This window comes from Polaribacter sp. 2405UD43-2, from assembly GCF_058147125.1.
Genome location: NZ_JBYVJX010000032.1, coordinates 1 through 294, shown reverse-complemented (window position 1 = coordinate 294; position 294 = coordinate 1). Strand labels below are relative to the sequence as shown.

General features: G+C 34.0%; 1 protein-coding gene. It reads left to right on the top strand.

The window, feature by feature from the left end:
* Window positions 1-73: 73 nt before the first annotated feature.
* The coding region (locus ACY2RX_RS14635) for a biotin/lipoyl-containing protein (RefSeq protein ID WP_490104722.1) at window positions 74-294 on the top strand (221 nt) is incomplete at its 3' end.

Sequence of the window (294 nt, the reverse complement as noted above, 5' to 3'; positions counted from 1 at the left end):
TTGAGAGGTAATTAAAGATAAAAGCTGGGCAACTTCAGACGAAATTGCTGCAAGAGATAAAGAGTTAAAAACTATGGTAAAAGAATGTGAACAATTCGCAGAAGGATCTCCATATCCACCAGTAAATCAATTCTATGATGTTGTTTATGAACAAGAAGATTATCCTTTTATAAGTTACAATATGGCTACAATTATAAATATGCCTAGATTAAACGAAACTATGGAAGAAGGTGTTGTGGCAAACTGGTTCCAGAATGTTGGTGATAAAGTTGAAGCAGGCGATATTTTAGCTGA